At 51.2% G+C, this 20,064-nt stretch carries 19 protein-coding genes and 1 pseudogene; 19 read left to right on the top strand and 1 reads right to left on the bottom strand.

Going from position 1 to position 20,064, the window contains the following annotated elements; genetic code table 11:
• Positions 1–123: 123 nt before the first annotated feature.
• The 8 genes from sdhC (at position 124) to sucD (ending at position 10,043) form a co-directional block, all read left to right on the top strand.
• Positions 124–513 (top strand): succinate dehydrogenase cytochrome b556 subunit, encoded by a 390-nt coding sequence (sdhC, locus tag DMB82_RS14220; RefSeq protein WP_010284996.1) that lies wholly within the window; start codon positions 124–126, stop codon positions 511–513.
• Positions 507–854, top strand: coding sequence for a succinate dehydrogenase membrane anchor subunit (gene sdhD, locus DMB82_RS14215; RefSeq protein ID WP_010284997.1), 348 nt, complete (start codon positions 507–509; stop codon positions 852–854). Before sdhC ends, sdhD begins: the two co-directional genes overlap by 7 nt.
• Entirely contained in the window at positions 854–2,620 is a 1,767-nt protein-coding gene (gene sdhA, locus DMB82_RS14210) for a succinate dehydrogenase flavoprotein subunit (RefSeq protein WP_039535911.1), read from the top strand. Before sdhD ends, sdhA begins: the two co-directional genes overlap by 1 nt.
• A 16-nt stretch (positions 2,621–2,636) precedes the next feature.
• Positions 2,637–3,353, top strand: a complete 717-nt coding sequence (locus DMB82_RS14205) for a succinate dehydrogenase iron-sulfur subunit (protein WP_010299189.1) — start codon at positions 2,637–2,639, stop codon at positions 3,351–3,353.
• Between the two features lie 276 nt (positions 3,354–3,629).
• Complete coding sequence (gene sucA / locus DMB82_RS14200) at positions 3,630–6,437, top strand: 2-oxoglutarate dehydrogenase E1 component (RefSeq protein ID WP_102116657.1); 2,808 nt, start codon at positions 3,630–3,632, stop codon at positions 6,435–6,437.
• A gap of 15 nt (positions 6,438–6,452) precedes the next feature.
• Positions 6,453–7,679, top strand: a complete 1,227-nt coding sequence (odhB, locus tag DMB82_RS14195; protein ID WP_116156554.1) for a 2-oxoglutarate dehydrogenase complex dihydrolipoyllysine-residue succinyltransferase — start codon at positions 6,453–6,455, stop codon at positions 7,677–7,679.
• A gap of 325 nt (positions 7,680–8,004) precedes the next feature.
• Positions 8,005–9,171: an ADP-forming succinate--CoA ligase subunit beta gene (sucC, locus tag DMB82_RS14190; RefSeq protein ID WP_010299192.1), complete on the top strand. Its 1,167-nt coding sequence runs from the start codon at positions 8,005–8,007 to the stop codon at positions 9,169–9,171.
• Entirely contained in the window at positions 9,171–10,043 is an 873-nt protein-coding gene (gene sucD, locus DMB82_RS14185; protein ID WP_102116655.1) for a succinate--CoA ligase subunit alpha, read from the top strand. Before sucC ends, sucD begins: the two co-directional genes overlap by 1 nt.
• A 72-nt stretch (positions 10,044–10,115) precedes the next feature.
• Here sucD and DMB82_RS14180 read toward each other — a convergent pair.
• Positions 10,116–10,447 (bottom strand): annotated as a pseudogene (locus DMB82_RS14180) (IS1 family transposase).
• Positions 10,448–11,112: 665 nt separating this feature from the next.
• On the opposite strand from DMB82_RS14180, the gene cydA reads away from it, so the two are divergent.
• From cydA to cpoB, 11 genes are all read left to right on the top strand, one after another.
• Positions 11,113–12,681, top strand: coding sequence for a cytochrome ubiquinol oxidase subunit I (gene cydA, locus DMB82_RS14175; protein ID WP_116162695.1), 1,569 nt, complete (start codon positions 11,113–11,115; stop codon positions 12,679–12,681).
• A 13-nt stretch (positions 12,682–12,694) separates the two neighbouring features.
• Positions 12,695–13,834, top strand: coding sequence for a cytochrome d ubiquinol oxidase subunit II (gene cydB, locus DMB82_RS14170; protein WP_103860243.1), 1,140 nt, complete (start codon positions 12,695–12,697; stop codon positions 13,832–13,834).
• A 16-nt stretch (positions 13,835–13,850) separates the two neighbouring features.
• Positions 13,851–13,958 (top strand): cytochrome bd-I oxidase subunit CydX, encoded by a 108-nt coding sequence (gene cydX / locus DMB82_RS14165; protein WP_102116652.1) that lies wholly within the window; start codon positions 13,851–13,853, stop codon positions 13,956–13,958.
• Positions 13,955–14,248, top strand: coding sequence for a cyd operon protein YbgE (gene ybgE / locus DMB82_RS14160; RefSeq protein ID WP_102116651.1), 294 nt, complete (start codon positions 13,955–13,957; stop codon positions 14,246–14,248). Before cydX ends, ybgE begins: the two co-directional genes overlap by 4 nt.
• Positions 14,249–14,381: 133 nt before the next feature.
• Entirely contained in the window at positions 14,382–14,786 is a 405-nt protein-coding gene (gene ybgC, locus DMB82_RS14155) for a tol-pal system-associated acyl-CoA thioesterase (RefSeq protein ID WP_102116650.1), read from the top strand.
• Positions 14,783–15,469 carry a Tol-Pal system protein TolQ gene (gene tolQ, locus DMB82_RS14150; protein ID WP_102116649.1) on the top strand — a complete coding sequence of 229 codons (687 nt, stop codon included), beginning with the start codon at positions 14,783–14,785 and terminating at the stop codon, positions 15,467–15,469. The genes ybgC and tolQ overlap by 4 nt, the downstream gene beginning before the upstream one ends.
• A gap of 12 nt (positions 15,470–15,481) precedes the next feature.
• A complete protein-coding gene (tolR, locus tag DMB82_RS14145) occupies positions 15,482–15,907 on the top strand; it encodes a colicin uptake protein TolR (RefSeq protein ID WP_102116648.1) in 426 nt (141 codons plus the stop codon).
• Between the two features lie 64 nt (positions 15,908–15,971).
• A complete protein-coding gene (gene tolA / locus DMB82_RS14140; RefSeq protein ID WP_102116647.1) occupies positions 15,972–17,147 on the top strand; it encodes a cell envelope integrity protein TolA in 1,176 nt (391 codons plus the stop codon).
• A 137-nt stretch (positions 17,148–17,284) separates the two neighbouring features.
• Positions 17,285–18,577, top strand: coding sequence for a Tol-Pal system beta propeller repeat protein TolB (tolB, locus tag DMB82_RS14135; RefSeq protein WP_102116646.1), 1,293 nt, complete (start codon positions 17,285–17,287; stop codon positions 18,575–18,577).
• A 40-nt stretch (positions 18,578–18,617) separates the two neighbouring features.
• On the top strand, positions 18,618–19,127 hold the full coding sequence (pal, locus tag DMB82_RS14130; protein ID WP_010299226.1) for a peptidoglycan-associated lipoprotein Pal: 510 nt from the start codon (positions 18,618–18,620) through the stop codon (positions 19,125–19,127).
• A gap of 9 nt (positions 19,128–19,136) precedes the next feature.
• Entirely contained in the window at positions 19,137–19,913 is a 777-nt protein-coding gene (gene cpoB, locus DMB82_RS14125) for a cell division protein CpoB (RefSeq protein WP_102116645.1), read from the top strand.
• The last annotated feature ends 151 nt before the right edge of the window (positions 19,914–20,064 follow it).

Genomic DNA, 20,064 nt, shown 5'->3' with positions numbered 1-20,064 from the left:
GCTGTTTAGACACCGGAATGTCGATGTTTGAGCGCGTATCGTAAACCCACTTTTCAGGGCTGTAACTTTCATGCTGTCTGACCTCACATCAGGCCCGGAGGAAGAAACAATAATAAAAGCTGTGTGGGCAAATCTGTGAAAAAACAAAGACCTGTCAATCTGGAATTGCAGACGATCCAGTTTCCCGTTACTGCGATAGCATCTATTCTTCACCGCGTCTCCGGCGTTATCACCTTTGTCGCTGTCGGTATTTTACTGTGGCTGTTAGGCACTTCTCTTTCTTCAGAGGAAGGGTTCCTGCGTGCTGCGGAAATTATGGATAGCTTCATCGTCAAGTTTATCGTTTGGGGCATCCTCGTCGCGTTGGCTTATCACATTGTTGGTGGTATACGTCACCTGTTGATGGATTTTGGCTATATAGAAGAAGACTTTGCCGCAGGCAAGCGTTCTGCAAATATCTCCTTTATTATTACTGTCGTGCTTTCAATTCTGGCTGGAGTCCTCGTATGGTAAGCAATGCTTCTGCGTTAGGACGCAATGGCGTACACGATTGGTTACTGATTCGCGCTTCCGCCATCGTCATTGTTCTGTATGTAATTTATATTATTGGTTTTATTGCTACGGCTGGCGACATCACGTATGAAATCTGGCGTGGTTTCTTCGCGATGGCCCTCACCAAAGTATTCACACTGCTAACGTTATTTTCCATTCTGGTTCATGCCTGGATAGGAATGTGGCAAGTGCTGACCGACTACATTAAACCGTTGGCCTTACGCCTGACTTTACAGTTGGCGATTGTGGTTGCGCTGTTGGTGTACGTCATTTATGGAACTATTGTGGTGTGGGGTGCGTGATGAATTTGCCAGTCAGAGAATTTGATGCCGTTGTTGTTGGCGCGGGTGGCGCAGGTATGCGTGCCGCGCTGCAAATTTCCCAAATGGGCCTGTCTTGTGCCTTGTTATCGAAAGTGTTCCCAACCCGTTCTCACACTGTGTCCGCGCAGGGCGGTATCACCGTTGCGCTGGGCAACACCCATGAGGACAACTGGGAGTGGCACATGTACGACACCGTAAAAGGGTCGGATTACATTGGCGATCAGGACGCGATTGAATATATGTGTAAAACCGGTCCGGAAGCGATTCTGGAACTGGAACACATGGGGTTACCGTTCTCCCGTCTGGATGATGGCAGCATTTATCAGCGTCCGTTCGGTGGTCAATCCAAGAACTTTGGCGGCGAACAGGCCGCACGTACTGCGGCTGCCGCTGACCGTACCGGTCATGCCCTGCTGCATACGCTGTATCAGCAGAACCTGAAAAATCACACCACTATTTTCTCCGAATGGTATGCCCTCGATCTGGTGAAGAATCAGGATGGCGCGGTGGTCGGCTGTACGGCGATCTGTATCGAAACCGGTGAAGTGGTCTATTTCAAAGCGAAAGCGACCGTGCTGGCAACTGGCGGCGCAGGCCGTATTTACCAGTCCACGACCAACGCACACATTAATACCGGTGACGGCGTGGGCATGGCACTGCGTGCGGGCGTTCCGTTGCAGGACATGGAAATGTGGCAGTTCCACCCGACCGGTATTGCTGGTGCGGGTGTGCTGGTGACAGAAGGCTGCCGTGGTGAAGGCGGTTACCTGCTGAACAAGCACGGTGAACGCTTCATGGAACGTTATGCGCCAAACGCGAAAGATCTGGCTGGCCGTGATGTGGTTGCCCGTTCCATCATGATCGAAATTCGTGAAGGCCGCGGCTGTGAAGGCCCGTGGGGACCACACGCCAAGCTGAAGCTGGACCATCTGGGTAAAGATGTTCTGGAATCCCGTCTGCCGGGCATTCTGGAGCTGTCCCGCACATTTGCTCACGTTGACCCGGTGAAAGAACCCATTCCGGTTATCCCAACCTGCCACTACATGATGGGCGGTATTCCGACCAAAGTGAGCGGTCAGGCATTGACGGTGAATGAGAAAGGCGAAGATGTGGTGATTCCAGGGCTGTTTGCCGTGGGTGAAATTGCCTGCGTCTCAGTTCATGGTGCTAACCGTCTGGGCGGTAACTCGTTGCTCGACTTGGTGGTATTCGGTCGCTCAGCGGGTATTCACCTGCAAGAGTCGTTGAACGAGCAGGGCGAAAGCCGTGATGCCAGCGAATCCGATATTGAAGCCTCGCTCGACCGTCTGAACCGCTGGAACAATACCCGTTCAGGGGAAGATCCGGTTGAAATCCGCAAGGCGCTGCAATCCTGTATGCAGAACAATTTCTCTGTCTTCCGTGAAGGCGATGCGATGGCGAAAGGGCTGGAAGAGCTGAAAGTGATCCGTGAGCGCCTGAAAAATGCGCGTTTGGATGATACCTCAAGCGAGTTCAACACCCAGCGTATCGAGTGTCTGGAGCTGGATAACCTGATGGAAACCGCGTATGCGACGGCGGTATCGGCCAACTTCCGTACCGAAAGCCGTGGCGCACATAGCCGCTTCGACTACCCAGAGCGCGACGATGAAAATTGGCTGTGCCATTCGTTGTATCTGCCGCAAACCGACAGCATGACGCGCCGTGAGGTGAACATGCAGCCTAAACTGCGTCCGGCGTTCCCGCCGAAAGTACGTACTTATTAATTGCGGAGATCAAACGATGAAACTCGAATTTTCTATTTATCGTTACAACCCGGATGTTGACGATGCTCCGCGGATGCAGGATTACCAGTTAGAGGCGGAAGAAGGCCGCGACATGATGTTGCTGGATGCGCTGATGCTGCTGAAAGAGCAGGATCCGACGCTGTCATTCCGTCGTTCCTGCCGCGAAGGCGTCTGCGGTTCCGATGGCGTCAACATGAACGGCAAAAATGGGCTGGCCTGTATTACGCCGGTTTCTGCGTTACGTCGCGGAAACAGCAAAATTGTTATCCGTCCTTTACCTGGATTACCGGTTGTTCGTGATTTGGTAGTGGACATGGGGCAGTTCTATGCTCAATATGAGAAAATAAAGCCTTACCTGTTGAATAATGGGAAAAATCCGCCGGCGCGTGAGCATCTGCAATCGCCTGAACAACGTGCCAAGCTGGATGGATTGTATGAATGCATCATGTGCGCCTGCTGTTCAACATCTTGCCCGTCGTTCTGGTGGAACCCGGACAAGTTTGTCGGACCTGCGGGGCTGTTGGCAGCGTATCGTTTCCTGATTGACAGCCGCGATACTGAAACCACGCCACGATTGGACGATCTGGACGATGCGTTCAGCGTCTTCCGCTGCCACGGCATCATGAACTGCGTCAACGTGTGTCCGAAAGGGCTGAATCCGACCAAGGCTATTGGTCATATTAAATCGATGCTGTTGCACCGTAGCGCGTAATGACTCGTCAGTACGTAACGTGTTATTGCATAAAGATTAAGCAGTAAAACATGTATCTCCCTCTGAAGTTGCTATTCTTCAGAGGGAGCGCAGGAAACCTTTAAAAACCGGCTTACGCGCCCGAACCGGTTTTTAAAGGTTCCTTAGGGGGGGATGGATACCCTAAGCGCGTACCGAAGTACGGCAAGTGAACCGTTTTTACGGCGAACAATATACGGACACTAATTACATGTTAACCACGGCGAAAACTGAAGCTTATTAGCTTAAGGGATCATAATGCAGAACGGCGCGATGAAGGCCTGGCTGGATTCCTCCTATTTGGCGGGTGCGAATCAGTCCTACATAGAGCAACTCTATGAAGATTTTTTAACCGATCCTGACTCGATCGAACATAGCTGGCGCTCGATCTTCCAGCAATTGCCTACGAGTGGGGTCAAACCGGATCAACTCCATTCCAAAACGCGTGAATATTTCCGCCGTCTGGCGAAAGACTCTTCGCGCTTTACCTCGTCAGTCACCGATCCTGATATTGATGCTAAGCAGGTCAAGGTATTGCAACTGATCAATGCGTTCCGCTTCCGTGGACATCAGCAAGCTAACCTGGACCCGATCTTCCTGCGCCCGCAGGAACCTGTTGCAGAATTGGATCTGGATTACCACAACCTGACGCAGGATGATCTGCAGGAATCTTTCAACGTGGGGTCTTTTGCCATCGGCAAAGACACCATGAAGCTGGAAGATCTGTATGACGCGCTGAAACGCACCTATTGCGGTTCTATCGGTGCAGAATATATGCACATGACCAGTACGGAAGAGAAACGCTGGATCCAGCAGCGTATCGAATCGGTAATGGGGCAACCGTCATTTTCTCTCGAAGAAAAACGCCGTTTCCTGAAAGAGTTAACCGCAGCCGAAGGGCTGGAGCGTTATCTGGGTGCCAAATATCCGGGTGCCAAGCGTTTCTCGCTGGAAGGCGGTGATGCACTGGTTCCGATGCTGAAAGAGCTGATTCGCCATGCGGGTGCAAACGGTACTCGCGAAGTGGTATTGGGGATGGCACACCGTGGCCGCCTCAACGTGCTGATCAACGTATTGGGAAAAAAATCTCAGGATCTGTTTGACGAGTTTGCTGGTAAGCATAAAGAACACCTCGGTACCGGTGACGTGAAATATCACCAAGGTTTCTCGTCTGAATTTGAGACAGCTGGCGGTCTGGTGCATTTGGCGCTGGCGTTCAACCCATCGCATCTGGAGATCGTCAGCCCAGTAGTGACGGGCTCGGTACGTGCGCGTCTCGATCGTCTGAATAGCGAAAGCGGCCCGCGTGTTTTACCTATCACTATTCACGGTGATGCGGCAATTAGCGGTCAGGGCGTGGTGCAGGAGCTGTTGAACATGTCGACGGTGCGTGGCTACGAAGTTGGCGGCACACTACGTATTGTTATCAACAACCGTATCGGCTTCACCACCTCTAACCCGCTGGATATTCGCTCAACCGAATACTGTACCGATATCGGCAAGATGGTACAGGCACCGATTTTCCACGTTAACGCAGACGACCCGGAAGCGGTGGCGTTTGTTACGCGTCTGGCGCTGGATTTCCGTAATACCTTCAAACGTGATGTGTTCATCGATCTGATTTGTTATCGCCGTCATGGTCATAACGAAGCTGACGAGCCAAGTGCAACGCAGCCGATGATGTACCAGAAGATCAAGAAGCACCCGACGCCGCGTAAGGTCTATGCCGATCGTCTGGAGCAGGAAAAATCCATCACGCTGGAAGATGCCACCGAGATGGTTAACCTATACCGCGATGCGCTGGATGCGGGTGAATGCGTGGTGGAAGAATGGCGTCAGATGGATATGCAGTCCTTTACCTGGACGCCGTATCTGAACCATGAGTGGGATGAACCTTATCCGCATGCAACGGAAATGAAGCGTTTGCAGGAACTGGCGAAGCGTATCAGCGAAGTGCCAGAAGGGATTGAAATCCATCCTCGCGTTGCCAAGGTTTATACCGACCGTGCTGAAATGGCGGCGGGCAACAAACCGTTTGATTGGGGCGGGGCAGAAACGCTGGCTTACGCCACGTTGGTCGATGAAGGCATTCCGATTCGCTTGTCTGGTGAGGACAGCGGTCGCGGTACGTTCTTCCATCGCCATGCTGTGGTGCATAACCAGAAAAATGGTTCCAGCTACACGCCGTTGAACCACGTGCACAACGGGCAGGGTGAGTTCAATGTTTGGGACTCCGTGCTATCCGAAGAAGCGATTCTGGCGTTTGAATACGGCTATGCGACCGCAGAACCGCGCACCCTCACTATCTGGGAAGCGCAGTTTGGTGACTTCGCCAACGGTGCGCAGGTCGTTATCGACCAGTTCATCAGCTCTGGTGAGCAGAAATGGGGCCGCATGTGTGGTCTGGTCATGCTGCTGCCGCACGGTTACGAAGGTCAAGGCCCTGAGCACTCGTCTGCCAGACTGGAACGCTATCTGCAGTTGTGCGCTGAGCAAAATATGCAGGTCTGTATTCCGTCAACGCCAGCACAGGTGTATCACATGCTTCGCCGTCAGGCGCTGCGCGGTATGCGCCGTCCGCTGGTGGTTATGTCACCGAAATCTTTGCTGCGCCATCCGCTGGCGATTTCTTCACTGGATGAACTGGCAAATGGTTCCTTCCAGCCGGCGATTGGTGAAGTAGAAGAATTAGATCCGGCAGCCGTGAAGCGTGTCGTGCTTTGTTCCGGTAAGGTCTACTATGATTTGGTGGAACAGCGCCGCAAGAACGAGCAAAAAAATGTCGCGATCGTCCGTATCGAACAGCTTTATCCGTTCCCGCATCAGTCCGTTCAAGCTGCGCTGGAACCGTTTGCCCATGTTCACGATTTCGTGTGGTGTCAGGAAGAGCCGCTGAATCAGGGAGCCTGGTATTGCAGTCAGCACCATTTCCGTGAAGTGATTCCGTTTGGGGCTTCTTTACGTTACGCAGGACGCCCGGCGTCTGCATCACCCGCCGTTGGCTATATGTCCGTACACCAGAAACAACAGCAAGATCTGGTTGATGACGCGCTGAACGTTGATTAAATAAAAGGATAGATAATGAGTAGCGTAGATATTCATGTACCCGACCTGCCTGAATCCGTCGCTGACGCCACTGTTGCTACTTGGCATAAAAAACCAGGCGATAGCGTTCAGCGTGATGAAGTGCTGGTTGAAATTGAAACTGACAAAGTTGTGCTGGAAGTGCCTGCCTCTGAAGCAGGCATTCTGGATGCCGTGCTGGAAGAAGAAGGCGCGACCGTAACGTCTCGCCAGCTACTGGGCCGTATTCGCCGTGGCGATAGCTCCGGTAAAGAAACCAGCGAGAAGTCACAGAGCAAAGAATCAACACCAGCACAGCGCCATACTGCTGGGCTGGAAGAAGAGAACAGCGATGCGCTTAGCCCTGCAATCCGCCGTCTGATTGCAGAGCACGATCTCGATGCAACTGCGATCAAAGGCAGCGGCGTCGGCGGTCGTATTACCCGTGAAGACGTGGATAAGCATTTGGCTGCCCAGAAGAAGGAGCCTGCTAAAGCGGCTAAGTCCGAGGCTCCGGCGGCGGCTTCAGCACCTGCTCTGGGCGCGCGCAGCGAAAAACGCGTACCGATGACGCGTCTGCGTAAGCGTGTTGCAGAACGTCTGCTGGAAGCGAAAAACAGCACGGCAATGTTGACAACGTTCAACGAAATCAACATGCAGCCAATCATGGATCTGCGTAAGCAGTACGGCGACGCATTTGAGAAGCGTCACGGTGTACGTCTGGGCTTCATGTCCTTCTACATCAAAGCGGTGGTCGAAGCGCTGAAGCGTTATCCAGAAGTGAATGCGTCTATTGATGGCGAAGATGTGGTGTATCACAATTACTTCGATGTCAGCATCGCGGTATCTACCCCGCGTGGTCTGGTTACGCCAGTGCTGCGTGATGTGGATGCGCTGGGCATGGCCGACATCGAGAAGCGTATCAAAGAGCTGGCTGTGAAAGGCCGTGACGGCAAACTGACGGTTGAAGAACTGCTGGGCGGTAACTTCACGATTACCAACGGCGGCGTCTTTGGCTCTCTGATGTCTACCCCGATCATCAACCCACCGCAGAGTGCGATTCTGGGTATGCACGCCATTAAAGATCGCCCGATGGCGGTTGATGGTCAGGTCGTTATTCTGCCTATGATGTATCTGGCGCTGTCTTACGATCACCGTTTGGTTGACGGCCGTGAGTCCGTTGGCTTCCTGGTGACAGTGAAAGAGATGCTGGAAGATCCAGCGCGTCTACTGTTAGACGTGTAGTCCGACAGATAGGCTCTCGGGCGGATAACCCTGACGGTTTCCGCCCGAAGTATACCCGTTATACTTCAAGCTGCATGTGCGTTGGCTTTCCTCGCTCACCCCAGTCACTTACTTGTGTAAGCTCCTGGGGACTCACTGCGTCGCCGCCTTCCTGCAACTCGAATTATTTAGGGTATATATTAGGCATATGTGCTATGCAGGCCGCTTCTTCTCAGCGGCGTTATCCAAATATATCAGAGAGTTAATGGCGCTTTTCTCTACCGAAAGACTCGGTGATGAAAAACCGTCTGCCGACTTATCTCCAAACCTAAATGGATAGAACATCATGAATTTACACGAGTATCAGGCAAAACAACTCTTTGCTCGATATGGTTTACCGGCACCGACCGGCTATGCCTGTACCACACCGCGTGAAGCGGAAGAAGCCGCGTCTAAAATTGGTGCGGGTCCGTGGGTCGTAAAATGTCAGGTTCACGCTGGTGGCCGCGGTAAAGCGGGCGGCGTTAAAGTCGTCAGCAATAAAGAAGATATCCGTGCCTTTGCTGAAAACTGGCTGGGTAAAAAACTCGTTACTTATCAAACTGACGCACAGGGTCAGCCGGTTCATCAGATCTTGGTTGAAGCCGCAACGGATATCGACAAAGAGCTGTATCTGGGCGCGGTTGTTGACCGTGGCACGCGTCGCGTGGTGTTCATGGCGTCCACCGAAGGTGGCGTAGAAATTGAAAAAGTGGCGGAAGAAACGCCGGAGCTGATTCATAAAGCGGCGATCGATCCACTGGTCGGCCCACAGCCTTATCAGGGCCGTGAACTGGCCTTCAAACTGGGTCTGAGCGGTAAGCAAGTGGCTCAGTTCACCAAAATCTTTATGGGTCTGGCGACGCTGTTCCTTGAGCGCGATCTGGCGCTGGTAGAAATCAACCCGCTGGTTATCACCAAGCAGGGCGATCTGATCTGTCTGGATGGCAAGCTGGGTGCGGATGGCAATGCCCTGTTCCGTCAGCCTGAGCTGCGTGAAATGCGCGACCCAAGTCAGGAAGATTCCCGTGAAGCGCATGCAGCGCAGTGGGAACTGAACTATGTTGCGCTGGACGGTAACATTGGCTGTATGGTGAACGGTGCGGGTCTGGCGATGGGCACGATGGACATCGTGAAGCTGCACGGCGGTTCTCCTGCTAACTTCCTCGATGTAGGCGGCGGTGCGACGAAAGAACGTGTGACTGAAGCGTTCAAAATCATCCTGTCTGACGACAAGGTAAAAGCCGTCTTTGTTAACATCTTTGGTGGCATCGTACGTTGTGATTTGATCGCTGACGGTATCATCGGTGCGGTAGCCGAAGTGGGTGTTAACGTACCGGTTGTTGTACGTCTTGAAGGAAACAATGCGGAACTGGGTGCCAAGAAACTGGCGGATAGCGGCCTGAATATTATTGCCGCGACCAGCCTGACGGGTGCAGCTCAGCAGGTTGTTGCAGCAGTGGGGGATAAATAATGTCCATTCTGATTAATAAAAATACCAAAGTTATCTGTCAGGGTTTTACCGGTAGTCAGGGGACATTCCACTCTGAGCAAGCACTTGCTTACGGTACGCAAATGGTCGGTGGTGTGACGCCGGGTAAAGGCGGCACGGAACATCTGGGTCTGCCAGTATTTAATACGGTGCGTGAAGCGGTAGAAGCGACGGGCGCAACGGCATCGGTTATCTACGTCCCCGCTCCGTTCTGTAAAGACTCCATTCTGGAAGCGATTGACGCAGGTATTGAGCTGATCATCTGTATCACCGAAGGTATCCCGACGTTGGATATGCTGACGGTGAAAGTGAAACTCGACCAGAGCGGTGCGCGGATGATTGGCCCTAACTGCCCAGGTGTGATCACGCCAGGCGAATGTAAGATCGGTATTATGCCGGGCCATATTCACCTGCCGGGTAAAGTCGGTATCGTTTCTCGCTCTGGTACGCTGACGTATGAAGCGGTGAAGCAAACGACCGATGCGGGTCTGGGTCAGTCCAGCTGTGTAGGTATCGGCGGTGACCCGATTCCAGGTTCTAACTTCATCGATATCCTGAAGCTGTTTGAGCAGGATCCGCAAACGGAAGCCATCGTGATGATCGGTGAAATCGGTGGTACGGCAGAAGAAGAAGCGGCTGCCTACATTAAAGAGCACGTGACGAAGCCGGTTGTCGGCTACATCGCGGGTGTGACAGCACCGAAAGGCAAGCGCATGGGCCATGCTGGCGCCATCATCGCGGGTGGTAAAGGTACTGCTGACGATAAATTCGCAGCGTTAGAAGCAGCGGGTGTTAAAACCGTTCGCAGCCTAGCGGATATCGGCGATGCAGTAAAAGCAATATTACCGCGTTAATCGATGAGTCGATTAAATATACCAGCCACCTTCGGGTGGCTTTTTTGGTAATGCCGCCAATGAGTAGAACATCTATTTTTCGATGAAGTCTCCAATGACGTTTTCGTGGAGCGCTATTGAACGCGAGAAGCAAATCGTTTTGCAAGCCAGCCTCTTGATTCGGGTACGGAGAGTCAGGTTGTTACGCTCAATGCGCTGCGTAAAGATTTTACCCGTCAGATGCTTATCTTTCGGTACGTAATTTGCGCTTTGACACCGGGCTTACGGGCTTCATAGGTATAAGTGAGCAGGAACACGCGGTAGCAATCGCGGCAGCGAAACCGATCACGGCCTTTAGGGTTCTGCCCATGTCGGTAAATCTGAGCAGACTGACAACGGGGACAATGAACAGTAACGCTTGCCATAAGAAAACCTCAAAAGCGAGCAGTACACCTCAATTCAACTAATTGGAGTCATTACCCTGTTTAGCAAGAAATATTGCACGGTTGCCAGCAATAAAAATAAAAATTTGACATAAAATAGAAGATGAGAAAAGCATGTGAATAATCGATAACTGAAAGTAAAAATTATATTGCTGAATTAATTTTAATTAAACCGAAAAGCAACATCACATTAACAATGAGTGCAATAAAGAAATTAATGCAACGCATTAATCACGAGAGAAGCATTAAATTGTTTTAGATCAAAAAACGCCTCTGGATATAATTTCTGAAATAGGCTTAAATTGCGCGAGGTCAATTATCGCCTTTCGTGTCTTTTGGTTGAAAAGTTGATTTGAAGCCAAAAACCTAGTCTGGGTCACGTAAAAACCTATTTATTATAGGGGATTACAGGCGTAATATACGGCTACCTCCCTATGGGGTACGCAATTTGTAATACTTGTGATTTATCTTGAGCTTGCTGCTGGGGGGTTGCGGTGTGACTGCCCTGATGAACGGTATTCCTAACGTTCATTACAGCTTGTATTAAAGCAATTCTTGTTGTGTTCTTTTGGGTGTAATGGCCGGATGTTTGGCAGCTTGTCAGCGTTTGCAAGCTAATCCCTTCCTGCGAGGAGCAAGGAGTCAAAATGTTTGATGTAGTCGAACTGTCACGTTTACAGTTTGCCTTAACCGCAATGTACCATTTTCTATTCGTACCATTAACGCTCGGGATGGCGTTCTTGCTGGCGATTATGGAAACGGTATATGTGCTGTCCGGCAAACAAATCTATAAAGATATGACCAAATTCTGGGGCAAGTTATTCGCAATTAACTTCGCTCTGGGGGTCGCTACTGGATTGACCATGGAGTTTCAATTCGGGACTAACTGGTCATACTTCTCTCACTACGTCGGGGATATTTTCGGCGCGCCGTTAGCGATTGAAGGCCTGATGGCGTTCTTTCTGGAATCGACCTTTGTTGGCTTATTCTTCTTCGGCTGGGACCGCTTAGGAAAGGTGCAGCATATGGCTGTGACCTGGCTAGTCGCGCTGGGCTCTAACTTCTCCGCTCTGTGGATTCTTGTTGCCAATGGCTGGATGCAGAACCCCATCGCTTCGGATTTCAATTTCGAAACTATGCGTATGGAAATGGTAAGTTTCGCCGATCTGGTACTGAATCCTGTTGCTCAGGTGAAATTCGTTCACACGGTAGCGGCAGGTTACTGTACGGGTGCGATGTTCATTCTGGGTGTCAGTTCTTACTATCTGCTGAAAGGCCGTGACATTGCGTTTGCCAAGCGTTCATTCGCTATCGCAGCAAGTTTCGGTATGGCTTCTGTCCTGTCCGTTATTGTACTGGGTGATGAATCTGGTTATGAAATGGGTGACGTACAGAAAACCAAACTGGCAGCGATTGAAGCCGAATGGGAAACACAACCTGCTCCGGCATCCTTTACGCTGATCGGCATCCCGAATCAGGATACGATGGAAAATAACTATGACATCAAGATTCCTTATGCCTTGGGAATCATTGCCACGCGTTCTACTGATAAAGAAGTTACCGGTCTGAAAGAACTGCTGGTGATGCATGAAGTGCGTATTCGCAATGGTATGAAGGCTTACCAGTTGCTGGAAGAATTACGCGCGGGCAATACTGACCCGGCGGTAAAAGAAGCGTTCGAAAAGTCTAAGCAAGATCTGGGCTATGGCCTGTTGCTGAAACGCTATACGCCGAAAGTCTCTGATGCGACAGAAACGCAGATTCAACAGGCGGTTAAAGATTCTATCCCACGTGTTGCGCCGCTGTACTTCTCTTTCCGTATCATGGTGGGCTGCGGCATTCTCATGCTGTTGATCATCGGCCTGTCTTTCTGGACCGTTCTGCGCAACAAAATTGGTCAAAAACGTTGGCTGCTCCGTACGGCGTTGTACGGTATTCCGCTGCCGTGGATTGCTATCGAAGCCGGCTGGTTTGTGGCTGAATACGGCCGTCAGCCTTGGGCTATCGGTGAGATTCTGCCGACAGCCGTTGCGACGTCATCACTGACTGCAGGGGATATTCTGTTCTCCATGGGGCTGATCTGTGGTCTGTATACGCTCTTCCTGGTTGCAGAAATGTATCTGATGTTCAAATTCGCACGTCTGGGGCCAAGTAGCCTGAGAACAGGGCGCTACCATTTTGAACAACCTATAGCGGCTGCGCAGGAAGCACGGTAAACAGGAGTCCACTATGTTTGAATATGAAGTCTTACGTTTTATCTGGTGGCTGTTGATCGGTATTTTGCTGATTGGCTTCGCTATCACTGATGGTTTTGACATGGGCGTGGGCATTCTGGTGCGTCTGATGGGACGTGGCGATACCGAGCGTCGCGTCATGATTAACAGTATTGCGCCGCACTGGGACGGTAACCAGGTCTGGCTGATCACCGCTGGTGGCGCGCTGTTTGCTGCCTGGCCGATGGTTTATGCCGCCGCGTTCTCTGGTTTCTACATTGCCATGATTCTGGTGCTGGCCTCACTGTTCTTCCGTCCTGTCGGCTTCGACTACCGTTCAAAAATCGAAGATCCGCGCTGGCGTGGCATGTGGGACTGGGGCATCTTCATCGGTAGTTTTGTCCCACCGGTGGTGATTGGTGTGGCATTTGGCAACCTGCTGCAGGGCGTACCATTCCACGTCGATGAATATCTGCGTCTGTACTACACCGGAAACTTCTTCCAACTGCTGAACCCATTTGGCTTGTTGGCGGGTGTCGTCAGTCTGACGATGATCCTGACTCAGGGTGCAACCTACCTGATGATGCGGACCACGGGCGACCTGCACGTGCGTTCCAAATCCGCTGCGCAGATTTCCGCGTTGGTGATGATGGTGGCGTTTGCTTTGGCTGGCGTATGGGTCGTTTACGGTATTGATGGTTATGTGGTGACGTCTGCGATTAACACCGCGGCTGAGTCTAACCCGTTGCGTAAAGAAGTCGTTCATCAAGCGGGTGCCTGGCTGATCAACTTCAATAACCATCCGGTATTGTGGGCTATCCCTGCTCTGGGCGTAGTGCTGCCAGTGCTGACTACCCTTATGGCGCGCGCAGAGAAAGGAGCATGGGCATTCCTGTTCTCTTCTCTGACTATCGCTTGTGTGATTCTGACCGCAGGGATCGCTATGTTCCCGTTCATCATGCCGTCAGTGACTGTGCCTAACGTCAGCTTGACGGTATGGGATGCGACATCGAGTCTGCTGACGCTGAAAGTCATGACAGTGGTTGCGATGATTTTCGTTCCTATCGTGCTGTCTTATACCGCATGGTGTTACTACAAGATGTTCGGTCGCATTACCAAAGAGCAGATTGAGCAAAACACTCACTCTATGTACTAAGTAAGGAGCTTAATTTATGTGGTATTTTGCCTGGATACTCGGAACGCTTCTTGCTTGCTCACTGGGGATCATCACGGCCCTGGCTATTGAGCAGAGTGAGGCAACTGAAGAAGATAAGCAATGAGTGATCTGGTCGATAAATTTTATCGCCTGATGGATAAGAGCCCGATAAGGGCTCTTTCCCTTATCGTAGCGTTGCTGCTGGCTGGTTGTGTGTTCTGGGATCCGACGCGCTTTGCGGCGCGAACTAGCGAACTCGCTGTTTGGCAGGGGCTGCTGCTAATTTGGGCCGTTTGTGCTGGCGTTGTTCATGGCGTTGGTTTCCGTCCACATCGTCTGCTCTGGCGCGTGTTTTTCGCCCCACTTCCCGCCTTTGTGATCCTGTGCGCAGGATTGTACTATTTCTTCGGTTAAAATAGCCTCCTATTCCATTTAGTTATGGGTTGCTTGCAGCCCATAATTATTTTCTTTCCGTTGCCACAATCCATTCCAAACCTGATTCCTCTTGCGTATAGTAGCGAGGTTTAATGCATTACTGGGATGTAGAGTGAGTAATTCGTTGTTTCGCTGGCCAGTTCGAGTCTACTTTGAAGACACTGATGCAGGTGGCGTTGTCTACCATGCACGCTATGTTGCCTTTTATGAAAGGGCAAGGACTGAGGCGTTGCGTGAGCGCAACTTTCACCAGCAAGCTTTGCTAAGTGAGCATATCGCGTTTGCTGTTCGTCGGATGACGGTGGAGTATCTTGCTCCTGCGCGCCTCGACGACATGCTGGAAGTGCAAAGTGAGATTATCTCGATGCGCGGTGCTTCTCTGACTTTCGCACAGCGTATTCTCAATGCTCATGGCATCCTGCTAAGCCATGCTGAAGTTTTGATCGCATGCATCGATCCACATCAAATGAAGCCAATTGCGCTTCCTAAGTCTATTGTCGCGGAGTTCAAGCAGTGACTGACATGAACGTTTTTGATTTGTTCCTGAAGGCAAGCCTTCTGGTCAAACTAATCATGCTGATTTTAATCTGTTTTTCTATCGCTTCTTGGGCGATCATTATTCAACGTACCCGAATTCTGAACTCGGCGACGCGTGAGACTGAGGCGTTCGAGGACAAATTTTGGTCGGGTATCGAACTGTCGCGCCTCTATCAGGAAAGTCAGACTCGCCGCGATAGCCTGACGGGCACTGAACAAATCTTCCATTCAGGTTTCAAAGAATTTGCACGGTTGCATCGTGTCAACAGTCATGCGCCCGAAGCGGTGGTGGAAGGGGCGTCTCGTGCAATGCGCATTTCAATGAACCGTGAATTGGAAACGCTGGAAACACACATTCCATTTTTGGGCACCGTGGGTTCTATCAGCCCGTATATCGGTCTGTTCGGTACTGTTTGGGGAATTATGCACGCTTTCATCGCGCTGGGCGCAGTGAAGCAGGCAACCTTACAAATGGTTGCTCCTGGTATTGCTGAAGCCTTGATTGCAACTGCAATAGGGTTGTTTGCAGCTATTCCTGCGGTTATGGCGTATAACCGCCTTAACCAGCGGGTGGGCAAACTGGAGCAGAACTACGACAACTTTACGGAAGAGTTTATCGCGATCCTGCACCGTCAGGCGTTCTCCAGCGACAACAGCAAGTAATCAGGGGGGAGCATGGCACGAGTACGCAGAGGCCGTCGTGAGCTGAAATCCGAGATCAACATTGTTCCGCTACTGGATGTGTTGTTGGTGCTGCTGCTGATTTTTATGGCGACAGCACCGATTATTACGCAGAGCGTTGAGGTGGATCTGCCTGATGCGACCGACTCAAAAACGGTCTCCAGCAACGATAATCCGCCCGTGATCGTAGAGGTTTCGGGCATAGGACAATATAGCCTGGTGATTGAACAAAACCGTATTGAGCAACTCCCAGCAGAACAGGTGGTTGCTGAAGCGCAATCACGACTGTTAGCTAATCCAAAGACGGTCTTTTTAATTGGTGGCGCGAAGGATGTTCCTTATGATGAGATCATTAAAGCGTTGAATTTGTTGCATCAGGCTGGCGTAAAATCCGTTGGTTTGATGACGCAACCGATTTAAATGAGCGTATTACGGTAATGATCGTTAAGCCTATTTCTGGCAACACTGTTTTTGGGAATCGCTTGTGTTAAAGGCAAACCAACAAAACGATAAGCTGAAACGTGCCGTGATCATCTCGGCTGTTTTGCACATCATACTGATTGCTTTGCTGCTCTGGAGTTCGTCGACGCAAACGATGGATGCCAGCGGGGGCGGCGGAGGCTCGTCAATTGATGCTGTAATGGTCGATCCGAGCGCAGTGGTGGAGCAATATAACCGCCAACAGCAGCAGCAGACCGATGCGAAACGTTCTGAACAGCTGCGTCAGAAGCAAGCTGAACGGCAGGCCGAAGAACTCCAGCAGAAGCAAGTGGCTGAACAGCAGCGGCTGAAAGAGTTGGAAAAAGAGCGTCTGCAAGCGCAGGAAGAGGCGAAAAAGCAGGCTCAGGAACAGGCTGAACAGCGTAAGCAGTCTGAAGCAGCGGCTCAGCAGGCAAAAGAACAGCAGAAGCAAGCCGAAGCTGCAGCAGCAAAAGCGAAGGCTGAAGCTGAACAGCAGGCGAAAGCGGCGGCAGACGCTAAAAAGAAAGCGGAAGACGAAGCGAAGAAACAGGCCGCTGCAGCCGCTGCGGCTAAGAAGCAGGCGGAAGAAGAGGCTAAAGAAAAAGCCGCTGAAGCCGCTAAGCAGAAGGCAGCAGAAACCGCTAAAGCAGAAGCTGCAAAGGCAGCCGCAGAGGCTGAACAAGCTAAACAAAAAGCAGCAGCTGAGGCGGCTAAGCAAAAAGCTGACGCTGAAGCAGCGAAGAAAGCAGAAGCAGCCGCAGCAGCTAAGAAAGCCGCTGAGGATAAAAAGAAAGCGGCCGCAGAAGCGGCTAAGCAGGAAAGTGCCGTTGATGATTTGCTGGGCGGGTTGGCTTCATCGAAAAATGCGCCGAAGTCTGGTGGCGGTGCGCCTGCGGGCACAGGTAACAATAAGAAGAGCGGTGCATCAGGTGCAGCGCTTGATAGCTATGGTAGTCAGGTGCGTTCAGCCATTCAGAGCAAGTTTTATGACTGGCAGCTCTACAAAGGGCGTACCTGTACGTTACGGATTAAGCTGGCGCCAGATGGTCTGCTGATTGATGTCACTGCTGAAGGCGGCGATCCGGCGTTATGCCAGGCGGCTATTGCGGCTGCCAAACAGGCTAGAATACCGAAGCCACCCAGTACGGATGTTTATGAGGCTTTTAAAAATGCGCCAATAGACTTTAAACCGCAGTAACCGGGCTGTTTACCCATAGGTTTAAGATTATTACGATGGTAAATAAACCAGGTTATGTTGTTTTGTTGACATTGGTTTGTTTTTGTTAAAATTCTGCTAATTTATCGTAGACTTCGCGTCTGGATAAGGGAGATGAGATGAAGCAAGTACTGAAAATTGCAGTAAGCTTTTTAATGCTGTGGGCAGCGGCGCTGCACGCGGAAGTACGTATTGAGATTACCCAAGGGGTAGACTCTGCACGTCCTATCGGTGTTGTTCCGTTCAAATGGGCTGGCCCGGGCGCTGCGCCTGAAGACGTAGGCGGCATCGTGGGTGCTGACTTGCGTAACAGCGGAAAATTCAACCCGATCGATGCAAACCGTATGCCTCAGCAACCTGCAACGGCATCTGAAGTGACGCCAGCAGCATGGACGGCATTGGGCATCGATGCGGTTGTGGTTGGTCAGGTTCAACCAAGTGCTGATGGCAGCTATCTGGTTTCTTACCAACTCGTCGATACTTCGGGTAACCCGGGCAACGTATTAGCGCAGAATCAGTTCAAAGTGACCAAGCAGTGGTTGCGCTATGCGGCGCACACAGCCAGTGATGAAGTGTTTGAGAAACTGAGTGGTATCAAAGGGGCGTTCCGTACCCGTATCGCTTACGTCGTTCAGACTAACGGTGGTCAGTTCCCTTATGAACTGCGCGTTGCGGATTATGACGGCTACAACCAATTTGTGGTTCACCGCTCACCACAGCCGCTGATGTCTCCGGCCTGGTCCGCAGACGGCAGCAAGCTGGCCTATGTAACGTTTGAAAGTGGCCGTTCTGCGTTGGTTATTCAGACACTGGCAAATGGTGCAATCCGTCAGGTTGCTTCCTTCCCGCGTCACAACGGTGCGCCTTCTTTCTCTCCTGATGGCAGCAAGTTAGCGTTCGCACTGTCTAAGAGTGGTAGCTTGAATCTGTATGTGATGAATCTGGGATCTGGGCAAATCAGCCAGGTGACCGATGGTCGCAGCAATAACACGGAACCAACCTGGTTCCCAGACAGCCAGACCTTGGCCTATACTTCAGACCAGGCTGGTCGTCCGCAGGTTTATAAAGTGAATGCTAACGGCGGCGCGCCACAGCGTCTGACCTGGGAAGGTTCTCAGAATCAGGACTCAGATGTGAGCGCCGACGGGAAATTTTTGGTAACGGTGAGCTCGAATGGTGGAGCTCAGCATATTTCCAAACTGGATCTGGTAACGGGTGCCGTACAAGTATTGACGGACACGTTCCTAGACGAAACGCCAAGTATCGCACCGAATGGCACGATGGTGATCTACAGTTCCAAACAAGGGCTGGGTTCAGTGCTACAGTTGGTTTCGACAGATGGGCGTTTCAAAGCGCGTCTTCCGGCTACTGATGGACAGGTTAAATTCCCTGCCTGGTCGCCGTATCTATAAGTACAGATATGTACAATAAACTCGTCAAAGGACATAAGAAATGCAATTCAATAAAGTGCTGAAAGGCCTGATGTTGGCTCTGCCGGTACTGGCAGTGGCCGCTTGTAGCTCCAACAAGAACGCAGACAATGACCAATCTTCCATGGGTGCAGGCAACAACGGCATGATGGACGGCGGCAACATGTCTTCTTCTGAGCAAGCTCGTTTGCAGATGCAAGAATTACAGCGCAACAACATCGTTTACTTCGGTCTGGACAAGTACGATGTGAGCTCTGAATTCGCTCAGATGCTGGACGCACACGCTGCATTCCTGCGTAGCAACCCGTCTTACAAAGTGACTATCGAAGGTCATGCGGACGAACGCGGTACGCCAGAATACAACATCGCTCTGGGTGAGCGTCGTGCCAACGCGGTACAAATGTACCTGCAAGGTAAAGGCGTTTCTTCCGATCAGATCTCTATCGTTTCTTACGGTAAAGAGAAACCAGCTGTTCTCGGTCATGACGAAGCGGCTTATGCCAAAAACCGTCGTGCCGTTCTGGTATATTAAGAGAATCGCATGAGCAGTAACTTCAGACATCACCTGTTGGGTCTGTCGTTACTGGTTGGCGTAGCGGTCCCTTGGGCCGCTACTGCCCAAGCGCCAATCAGTAATGTCGGCTCAGGCTCGGTCGAAGATCGCGTCACTCAATTGGAGCGTATTTCTAACGCTCACAGTCAGCTTTTAACCCAACTTCAACAGCAGCTCTCTGATAATCAGCGTGATATCGACAGCCTACGTGGTCAGATTCAGGAAAGTCAGTATCAGTTGAATCAGGTTGTTGAACGACAGAAACAGATCTATCAGCAGATTGATGGATTAAGTTCGCAATCATCTTCTACACCGCCGACAGACGGTGCACCTGCCGCTGCGGCGGGTACTGATACTGGTGCTGCCAATACGGCGGCACCAGCCAGTACGGGTGATGCGAATACAGATTACAATGCCGCAGTCGCCCTCGTGCTGGAGAAAAAACAGTACGATCAGGCTATCAGCGCATTTCAGGCATTCGTCAAAAAGTACCCAGATTCAACGTATCAACCTAATGCTAACTATTGGCTTGGTCAGTTGAATTACAACAAGGGGAAAAAGGACGATGCGGCGTACTATTTCGCCAATGTAGTCAAAAATTATCCCAAGTCACCAAAAAGTTCCGAGGCGTTGCTGAAGGTTGGGGTGATCATGCAGGAAAAAGGTCAGGTTGATAAAGCCAAGGCCGTTTACCAGCAAGTTGTAAAAATGTACCCCAATACGGAAAGTGCAAAGCAGGCACAAAAACGTTTATCTGCATCGTAACCCCGTCTTAATTGGCACAAAAATTGCGCATCATGAGCGGTTTTTGTGCCTAAACGTCTTAAGAGTAAGCAATCAAACAGTTTTTTAAGAAAATAGGTTGCGCCGAAAATTTAAATCAGTAATATGTGCCGCCGTTGCCAAGGCAAATAGC

The sequence above is a fragment of the Pectobacterium aquaticum genome, from assembly GCF_003382565.3.
Taxonomy (GTDB): domain Bacteria; phylum Pseudomonadota; class Gammaproteobacteria; order Enterobacterales; family Enterobacteriaceae; genus Pectobacterium; species Pectobacterium aquaticum.
This window is presented reverse-complemented; position numbering and strand designations above follow the sequence as displayed.

Bases quoted from the DNA above. Each gene is read 5' to 3' on its own strand.
- cydB (WP_103860243.1), top strand. From the start codon at position 12,695: ATGTTTGAATATGAAGTCTTACGTTTTATCTGGTGGCTGTTGATCGGT.
- cydA (WP_116162695.1), top strand. From the start codon at position 11,113: ATGTTTGATGTAGTCGAACTGTCACGTTTACAGTTTGCCTTAACCGCA.
- cpoB (WP_102116645.1), top strand. From the start codon at position 19,137: ATGAGCAGTAACTTCAGACATCACCTGTTGGGTCTGTCGTTACTGGTT.
- odhB (WP_116156554.1), top strand. From the start codon at position 6,453: ATGAGTAGCGTAGATATTCATGTACCCGACCTGCCTGAATCCGTCGCT.
- pal (WP_010299226.1), top strand. From the start codon at position 18,618: ATGCAATTCAATAAAGTGCTGAAAGGCCTGATGTTGGCTCTGCCGGTA.
- ybgE (WP_102116651.1), top strand. From the start codon at position 13,955: ATGAGTGATCTGGTCGATAAATTTTATCGCCTGATGGATAAGAGCCCG.
- tolB (WP_102116646.1), top strand. From the start codon at position 17,285: ATGAAGCAAGTACTGAAAATTGCAGTAAGCTTTTTAATGCTGTGGGCA.
- sucD (WP_102116655.1), top strand. From the start codon at position 9,171: ATGTCCATTCTGATTAATAAAAATACCAAAGTTATCTGTCAGGGTTTT.
- sdhA (WP_039535911.1), top strand. From the start codon at position 854: ATGAATTTGCCAGTCAGAGAATTTGATGCCGTTGTTGTTGGCGCGGGT.
- tolR (WP_102116648.1), top strand. From the start codon at position 15,482: ATGGCACGAGTACGCAGAGGCCGTCGTGAGCTGAAATCCGAGATCAAC.
- sdhD (WP_010284997.1), top strand. From the start codon at position 507: ATGGTAAGCAATGCTTCTGCGTTAGGACGCAATGGCGTACACGATTGG.
- sucA (WP_102116657.1), top strand. From the start codon at position 3,630: ATGCAGAACGGCGCGATGAAGGCCTGGCTGGATTCCTCCTATTTGGCG.
- cydX (WP_102116652.1), top strand. From the start codon at position 13,851: ATGTGGTATTTTGCCTGGATACTCGGAACGCTTCTTGCTTGCTCACTG.
- sucC (WP_010299192.1), top strand. From the start codon at position 8,005: ATGAATTTACACGAGTATCAGGCAAAACAACTCTTTGCTCGATATGGT.
- DMB82_RS14205 (WP_010299189.1), top strand. From the start codon at position 2,637: ATGAAACTCGAATTTTCTATTTATCGTTACAACCCGGATGTTGACGAT.